This window comes from Pseudomonas citronellolis, assembly GCF_029335315.1.
GTDB classification, from domain to species: Bacteria; Pseudomonadota; Gammaproteobacteria; order Pseudomonadales; family Pseudomonadaceae; genus Pseudomonas; species Pseudomonas citronellolis_A.
Map to the genome: position 1 here is coordinate 1 of NZ_JARJLT010000017.1, position 7,695 is coordinate 7,695.

Sequence of the window (7,695 nt, forward strand, 5' to 3'; positions counted from 1 at the left end):
AATCGCAGGCATGAAAAAGCCGCCCCGAGGGGCGGCTTTTTCGTAGCGCGGGGTCGCCTTACAGGCCGGCCACCAACGCCGGAGCCGGCAGGCCCTGGAAGTCGATCGACATCATCAGGCTCAGCACGCTGATCGCGATGATGGAGAACGCGAACAGCTTGCGTGCCCACAGCCGATCGTCTTCGGCGCGGAAACCCGAGACCGCGATGAACAGCCACCAGGCGCTGACCGCCAGGGCCACCACCAGGTAACCGTAACCGGCGAAGCCGGTCGCGGTCAGCAGCAGGGTGGCGGCGCCGAAGGCCAGCACGTAGTAGAGGATCTGCCGCTTGGTCGCTTCGATGCCACGGGCTACCGGCCACACCGGGATGCCCGCCGCCTCGTAGTCGGCGAAGCGGAAGATCGCGATGGCGTACGAGTGCGGCATCTGCCAGAGGCAGAAGATCAGCAGCAGCACCGCGGCGCCCATGTCGAACTGCCCGCTCGCGGCGCAGTAGCCCACCACCGGCGGCATGGCCCCGGAGAGGCTGCCGACCAGCGTGCCGTAGACCGACGTACGCTTGAGCCAGAGGCTGTAGAAGCCGACGTAGACCACGAAGCCGAACGCCGCCATCAGGGTCGCCTGCACGTTGGTCTTCCACCACAGCAGGCCGAAGCCCGCCAGGCCGAGCACCACGCCGTGGGCCAGGGCGGCCGTCAGCGAGATCTGCCCGGTCACGGTCACGCGGCCACGGGTCCGCTCCATGTGGCGGTCGATATCACGGTCGATGCAGTTGTTCAGCACGCACCCACTGGCCACCACCAGCGACAGCCCGATCACGGTCGCCAGCAGCAGCGTCGGGTCGACGCTGCCGCGCGCGGCGAGGAAGAAGCCCCCCGCCACGGCGATCAGGTTGCCGAAGATGATGCCTGGCTTGGTTACCAGGAGATAACGCTTCAGCTTCACGTCGTCAGCCTCAGTTCACCATCGGCATCATCAGGCCATCGGCGCTGAAGATGATCCACAGCGACAGGCCCACCACCAGCAGGATGACGATCAGCGTGAAGATGAACGCCATCACGTTCCAGCGGCCTTCCGAGGACATGTTCATGTGCAGGAAGCACACGAGATGCACCACCACCTGCACCAGGCCGAGGATGACCATGGTGAGGATGGTCGCGTGGCGGGAGAAACCGCCATCCATGACCATGTAGAAGGGAATCGCGGTGAGGATGATCGACAGCACGAAACCGATTGCGTAGGAACCCAGGCTGCCGTGGCCGGCGCCGTGGTTGTCGTGTGCAGCGGCGCTCATTACACGGCCCCCATCAGGTAAACGACGGTGAATACGCAGATCCAGACGATGTCCAGGAAGTGCCAGAACAGGCTCAGGCACATCATGCGAGTGTTGTTCTGCGCGGTGAGACCGCGAGTGCCGATCTGCGCCATCAGCACCAGCATCCACAGCAGGCCCGCGCTTACGTGCAGACCGTGCATGCCGACCAGGGTGAAGAAGGACGACAGGAAGGCGCTACGGCTCGGGCCGAAGCCCTCGACGATCAGGTGATGGAATTCGTTGATTTCCATACCGATGAACGCGGCGCCGCAAAGGAAGGTCACGCCCAGCCAGGCGATGGCCTTGCCCCTGGCACCCTTGTGCGCGGCCAGCATGGCCAGGCCGTAGGTGCAACTGGAGATCAGCAGGATCGCGGTTTCCACGGCCACGTAGGGCAGTTCGAAGATGTCCTTGCCGCTGGGGCCGCCGGCCGTATGGCCGACGAGCACAGCGTAGGTGGCGAAGACACTGGCGAACAGGATGCAGTCGGTCATCAGGTACAGCCAGAAGCCGAAGACCGTCATGCCCCCCGTGTCGTGGTGTTCATGATCGTGGTCATGCCCCGTTTCGTGGGCGACCGAGTGTTTGCTCAATACTGCCGAAGACATGGATCAGACCTGTTTGGCGAGTTGCTGGAAGTGACGGTTCTCGATGCGCTCGATCTCGTCCGGCTGGACGTAGTAGTCCAGGTCGGTGACGTAGCTGCGCACGATGACGGAGGCGATCATGCCGACGAAGCCGACGCCCACGAGCCACCAGATGTGCCAGATCGCAGCGAAGCCGAAGATGAAGGCGAACAGCGCGATGGAGAAACCAGCGGCGGTGTTCTTCGGCATGTGGATCGGCTTGTAGCTTGCCGGAGCCTGGTAGGCGCGGCCGTTCTGCTTCATTTCGTGGAAGGCGTCGACATCACGCACCACCGGCAGCTCGGCGAAGTTGTAGTACGGCGGCGGCGAGGAAGTGGACCACTCCAGGGTACGGCCGCCCCACGGGTCGCCGGTCACGTCGGCCAGGGCCTTGCGGTTCTTGATGGAAACGAACAGCTGGATCAGTTGGCTGAGGATGCCGAACAGGATCAGCACGGCGCCGAAGAACGCCACCACCAGGTACGGCTTCCACAGCGGGTTGTCGTAGTGGTTCAGGCGACGGGTCATGCCCATGAAGCCGAGGATGTACAGCGGCATGAAGGCCATGTAGAAGCCGACCAGCCAGCACCAGAAGGAACGCTTGCCCCACTTCTCGTCCAGCTTGAAGCCGAAGGCTTTCGGGAACCAGAAGACGAAGCCGGCCAGGTAGCCGAACACCGCGCCACCGATGATGGTGTTGTGGAAGTGGGCGATCAGGAACAGGCTGTTGTGCAGCAGGAAGTCAGCACCCGGAATAGCCAGCAGAACGCCGGTCATGCCACCGATGGTGAAGGTGATCATGAAGCCCAGGGTCCACAGGATCGGGGTGTCGAAGCGCAGGCGGCCACGGTAGATGGTGAACAGCCAGTTGAACAGCTTCACCCCGGTCGGGATGGAGATCAGCATGGTCGCAACGCCGAAGAAGCCGTTGACGTCGCCGCCCGAACCCATGGTGAAGAAGTGGTGCAGCCACACGGTGAAGCCGAGGAAGGTGATCGCGGCGCTCGCCCACACCATCGAGGTGTAGCCGAACATGCGCTTGCCGGCGAAGGTGGCGGTGACTTCGGAGAAGATACCGAAAGCCGGCAGGATCAGGATGTACACCTCAGGATGGCCCCAGGCCCAGAAGAGGTTGATGTACATCATGGCGTTGCCGCCGAGCTCGTTGGTGAAGAAGTGCATGTCCAGGTAGCGATCCAGCGACAGCAGGCCCAGGGCGGCGGTCAGGATCGGGAAGGACGCAACGATCAGGATGTTGGCGAAGGTGCAGGTCCAGGTGAAGATCGGCATCTGCATCAGCTTCATGCCGGGGGTGCGCATCTTGAACACGGTGACCAGGAAGTTGATACCGGTCAGCAGCGTACCCATGCCGGATATCTGCAGTGCCCAGATGTAGTAGTCCACACCCACGCCCGGGCTGTAGGCCAGCTCGGACAGCGGCGGGTAGGCCACCCAGCCGGTACGGGCGAACTCGCCCAGGCCCAGGGACACGTTGACCAGCATCGCACTGACCACCAGCAGCCAGAAGCTGAGGGAGTTCAGGAACGGGAAGGCCACGTCGCGGGCGCCGATCTGCAGCGGAACGGCCAGGTTCATCAGGCCGGTCATGAAGGGCATGGCCATGAAGATGATCATGATCATGCCGTGCGCGGTGAAGATCTGGTCGTAGTGCTCAGGCGGCAGGAAGCCGTGGTTCGAGCCTTCGGCCAGGGCCAGCTGGCCGCGCATCATGATGGCGTCGGCGAAGCCGCGCAGCAGCATGATCAGGGCGACGATGATGTACATCACGCCGATCTTCTTGTGGTCGATGGAGGTCAGCCATTCGGTCCACAGGTAGGTCCATTTGCGGTAATAGGTGACCGCGCCGAAGACGCCGAGGCCCACCAGGGCAACGACCGCCAGCGTGATCATGATGATCGGCTCGTGATAGGGCACGGCCGACAGTGTCAGTTTCCCGAACATCTGTGCGGTTACTCCTGGATACTCGGATTGGATTGCGATTCAGCTTCGCCTTCGGCGTGCTCGGCCTTGCCTTTGCCCATCGCCAGGCCAGCACGCTCGTGCTTGGTCAGGATGTGCTGGAACAGGTCCGGAGTGACCGAGGAGAAGTAGGTCGCCGGAACGTTTTCGCTCGGCTTGGCCAGCTCGGGGAAACCTTCTTCCTGCAGGCCGGCCGGTGCGGCCTTGACCTTGGCGACCCAGTCCTGGAAGCCTTGCTCGGAAGTGGCGATGGCCTTGAACTTCATGCCGGAGAAGCCCGCACCGCTGTAGTTCGCGGAGATGCCGTCGAACACGCCTTCTTCGTTGGCGATCAGGTGCAGCTTGGTCAGCATCCCGGTCATCGAGTAGATCTGGCTACCCAGCTGCGGGATGAAGAAGGAGTTCATCACGGTGTCGGACGTGATCTGGAAGTTCACCGGGGTGTCTTTCGGGAACGCGATCTCGTTGACGGTGGCGATGCCCTGCTCCGGATAGATGAACAGCCATTTCCAGTCCAGCGAGACGGCCTGGATGGTGATCGGCTTGACGTCGGAGTCCAGCGGACGATAGGGGTCCAGCTTGTGGGTGCTCTCCCAGGTGATCCAGCCGAGGATGGCGATGATCACGCAGGGCACCAGCCACACCACCAGCTCGATACGAGTGGAGTGCGCCCAGTCGGGCATGTAGGTGGCTTTGGTGTTGGAAGCGCGGTACTTCCAGGCGAATGCCAGGGTCATGACGATCACCGGCACTACCACGAGCAGCATCAGCAGGGTGCAGGTGATGATCAGCGACTTCTCGTCAGCACCGATCTGCCCCTTGGGGTCGAACAGGACCATGTTGCAACCGCCCAGCGAGAGCAGGGGGAGCAGCACGGACAATCTCTTCAGGTATCCAGAGTACTGGTCTATTTTCATCTTGCGGCCTTAATGGATGAACATAGCTACACCGCCCATGAGATTTACCCACGCAGGGTTCATGCTCGACGAACTGCCCGCCGCGCCTTCCGGGGCGTGACGTAGTGGATCCATGGGGTAGCGAATCGGCGCTGCAAGAAAACAAGGCAAAAGGAACCCAGCCCGGCTTTCGCGTAGCGAAACCGATCCGTGTGCTGATTCGTTCCGTGTTATTCAGCGTGTGGCGCCCGTCCTGCCGGTTCCGAAGAACCCCGCCTGGCCGACACCGTATCCACGAGCGGATTGCCCTACTCGTTGTTGGAGCAGAAACCCACCACAGTCAGCCCCTCGTTGTTGTTCGGCACCGCCCTGCGGCGAATGCCTGCCAAGGTTCTGCAACGCTGGAACCAAGGCGCTATGGGGTCAGGAATGGGCGGGCGATATTACAAGACATTTCAGAAAGCACTGGCAAGGCCCTGCCGTCTCATTTTTAACAAGACATTATCTCGCCAGGGGAAAGAGTGAGCGCCGTGACCGCTCGGTCGCCGAGCCTCGCGGGCACTTCGCGCGGGGGCCGGAGAGCGCCTCCGCAGGCCTCTGGACAACCTGTGAGTAACTCGTCAAAGGCCAAGCCCGGCGCGGCATTCAACCGCACTTCGAACGATTGGAAAGTACCCGCCTAATGCACTCGCGCGGAGCGCGAAATGACCTCGATCAAGGCCACTGGAAATGCCTCTGCAGGCGCCTCGCACGGAGTGCGACACATCGCCGCAGCAAGTGCGACAGCTCTGAAAATGGTTTCAAGACCTGACGAAATGGCCATATCCGACCGCTCGAATCTGGCCGCTTATGACCCTCCAGCGCGGACGGTAAAAATATCGAAAAACATTAATGCTGATAAATGTCAGCGTGATTGGATTTGTATTTCATCAATGTGTGCACCGCCCCATGCTCGCCCCACCTACCCCCGGGAGCCCTGCCATGAAAGCCGTGCTGTTGCCCTTGCTGACCCTGCTGAGCCTGTCGGCCCAGGCCGAAGAGAAAGTCCTCAACCTCTATAGCTGGGCCGATTACGTCGGCCCGGAAGCGCTCAAGGCCTTCGAGCGCGATACCGGCATCCGCGTGCACTACGACACCTTCGACAGCGCCGACGTTCTCGAAAGCAAGCTGCTCACCGGCCATAGCGGCTACGACATCGTGGTGCCGGGCAGCGCCATGCTCGGCCGGGCCATCCAGGCCAAGGCCCTGCAGCCCATCGAACTGCAACAGATGTCCGGCTACGAGAACCTCGACAAACAGATCCTCGCCGCACTCCAGGGCGCCGACCCGGGCAACCGCTACGCCCTGGCCTACACCTGGGGCACCACGGGCCTGGCGATCAACCGCCAGGAAGTGGAAAAGCGTATCCCCAACCCGCCACTGAACAGCTATGACCTGCTGTTCAAGCCCGAGTACGCCAGCAAGCTGAAGGACTGCGGCATCTCGGTGGTCGACGCGCCGCAGGAAGTGCTCAGCGTCGCCCTGCACTACCTCGGCAAGCAGCCCTACAGCCAGAATCCGGACGACCTCCGGGCCGCCGGCAAGCTACTCGCCGAGTTGCACCCGAACCTGCGCTACATCGGCTTCGGCACCCAGAGCAGCGACCTCGCCAACGGCAACCTGTGCCTGGCGCTGACCTACAACGGCGACGCAGTCATCGCCGCCAACCAAGCGCTGGCGGCGAAGAAGCCCTTCGAAATCATCTATCGCATCCCCCGCGAAGGCACCCTGATGTGGGTGGACACCCTGGCCGTGCCGGCCGACGCCCCGCACCCGGAAGCCGCGCGCGCCTTCATCGAGTACATGCTGAAGCCCGGCTCCATGGCCGAGCTGACCAACGCCATGTACTTCGCCAACGCCAACCAGGCCGCCACGCCCCTGGTCGACACCGGCATCGCCGGCAACCCGGCGGTCTATCCTCCGCAGGCCGTGCGTGACACCCTGTTCGGCGAAGAACTGCTGCCCGGCAAGCTGCTCCGCGAGCGCACCCGCCTGTGGGCCAGCTTCCGCACCCAGCACTGAGGAACGCCATGCCCCTGAAGATCGCCGATCGCTGGTTCGAACGCCGTCACCTGGGTGACGGCATCACCCTGCTCTGGGAGCCCCATGTGCACCCGATGTTGCGCTGCAACATCTGGCATGTGCGCGGCCGCGAGCGCGACCTGCTGGTGGACACCGGCATGGGCGTCGCCAGCCTGCGCGACGCGGCCCGCGACCTGTTCGAGCGGCCACTGCTGACGGTCGCCACCCACTGCCACCTCGACCACATGGGCGGCCTGCACGAATTCGACTGCCGCCTCTGCCACCCCGCCGAGGCCGCCGACTTCCGCGAGCCGGAGGCGGACGTACGCCTGGCCCTGGCCGAGGACCACTGGCTGGCCGAATACATGGGCGACCTGGATGCCAGCCGCCTGGTGATCGACGCCCTGCCCCATGAAGGCTTCGACCCGGCCGGCTGGCGCCTGCGCGCGGCCCCGCCCACCGGCCTGCTGGAGGAAGGCGGCGTACTCGACCTGGGCGACCGGCAGTTCGAAGTGCTGCACCTGCCGGGACATTCACCCGGCAGCATCGGCCTGCTGGAGCACGGCAGCGGCACGCTGTTCTCCGGCGACGCCATCTACGACGCGGAGCTGCTCGATCGCATTCCCGGCGCCGACATCCCCACCTACCGTCGCACCATGCAACGCCTGCGCGAGCTTCCAGTGACGGTGGTGCACGCGGGCCACGAAGCCAGCTTCGGCCGCGAGCGCCTGCGCCAGCTGGCCGAGGTCTACCTGGCCGCGACGGGCTGAACGCCGGCTATATGAGGAAGGCGAAAACGAAAAAGCCCGCGATCCT

7 protein-coding genes are annotated in these 7,695 nt (G+C 63.4%); 2 read left to right on the forward strand and 5 right to left on the reverse strand.

Annotated features, from left to right (window positions below; genetic code table 11):
- Positions 1-58: 58 nt before the first annotated feature.
- Genes cyoE through cyoA form a run of 5 tightly spaced genes read right to left on the reverse strand, consistent with a single transcriptional unit; the run spans position 59 to position 4,839 of the window.
- Entirely contained in the window at positions 59-946 is an 888-nt protein-coding gene (cyoE, locus tag P3W75_RS00870) for a heme o synthase (protein WP_276225478.1), read from the reverse strand.
- 10 nt (positions 947-956) lie between these two features.
- On the reverse strand, positions 957-1,295 hold the full coding sequence (gene cyoD, locus P3W75_RS00875; protein WP_276225479.1) for a cytochrome o ubiquinol oxidase subunit IV: 339 nt from the start codon (positions 1,293-1,295) through the stop codon (positions 957-959).
- Complete coding sequence (gene cyoC / locus P3W75_RS00880) at positions 1,295-1,924, reverse strand: cytochrome o ubiquinol oxidase subunit III (RefSeq protein ID WP_276225480.1); 630 nt, start codon at positions 1,922-1,924, stop codon at positions 1,295-1,297. Before cyoC ends, cyoD begins: the two co-directional genes overlap by 1 nt.
- Positions 1,925-1,927: 3 nt before the next feature.
- Positions 1,928-3,904, reverse strand: a complete 1,977-nt coding sequence (gene cyoB / locus P3W75_RS00885; protein WP_276225481.1) for a cytochrome o ubiquinol oxidase subunit I — start codon at positions 3,902-3,904, stop codon at positions 1,928-1,930.
- 8 nt (positions 3,905-3,912) lie between these two features.
- Positions 3,913-4,839: a ubiquinol oxidase subunit II gene (cyoA, locus tag P3W75_RS00890; RefSeq protein WP_346429846.1), complete on the reverse strand. Its 927-nt coding sequence runs from the start codon at positions 4,837-4,839 to the stop codon at positions 3,913-3,915.
- Between the two features lie 960 nt (positions 4,840-5,799).
- Here cyoA and P3W75_RS00895 point away from each other — a divergent pair.
- Both P3W75_RS00895 and P3W75_RS00900 read left to right on the forward strand, forming a co-directional pair.
- On the forward strand, positions 5,800-6,879 hold the full coding sequence (locus P3W75_RS00895; RefSeq protein ID WP_276225482.1) for a polyamine ABC transporter substrate-binding protein: 1,080 nt from the start codon (positions 5,800-5,802) through the stop codon (positions 6,877-6,879).
- 8 nt (positions 6,880-6,887) lie between these two features.
- Positions 6,888-7,649, forward strand: coding sequence for an MBL fold metallo-hydrolase (locus P3W75_RS00900; RefSeq protein ID WP_276225483.1), 762 nt, complete (start codon positions 6,888-6,890; stop codon positions 7,647-7,649).
- The last annotated feature ends 46 nt before the right edge of the window (positions 7,650-7,695 follow it).

Bases quoted from the DNA above. Each gene is read 5' to 3' on its own strand.
- cyoD (WP_276225479.1), bottom strand. From the start codon at position 1,295: ATGAGCGCCGCTGCACACGACAACCACGGCGCCGGCCACGGCAGCCTG.
- cyoC (WP_276225480.1), bottom strand. From the start codon at position 1,924: ATGTCTTCGGCAGTATTGAGCAAACACTCGGTCGCCCACGAAACGGGG.
- cyoB (WP_276225481.1), bottom strand. From the start codon at position 3,904: ATGTTCGGGAAACTGACACTGTCGGCCGTGCCCTATCACGAGCCGATC.
- cyoA (WP_346429846.1), bottom strand. From the start codon at position 4,839: ATGAAAATAGACCAGTACTCTGGATACCTGAAGAGATTGTCCGTGCTG.
- P3W75_RS00895 (WP_276225482.1), top strand. From the start codon at position 5,800: ATGAAAGCCGTGCTGTTGCCCTTGCTGACCCTGCTGAGCCTGTCGGCC.
- P3W75_RS00900 (WP_276225483.1), top strand. From the start codon at position 6,888: ATGCCCCTGAAGATCGCCGATCGCTGGTTCGAACGCCGTCACCTGGGT.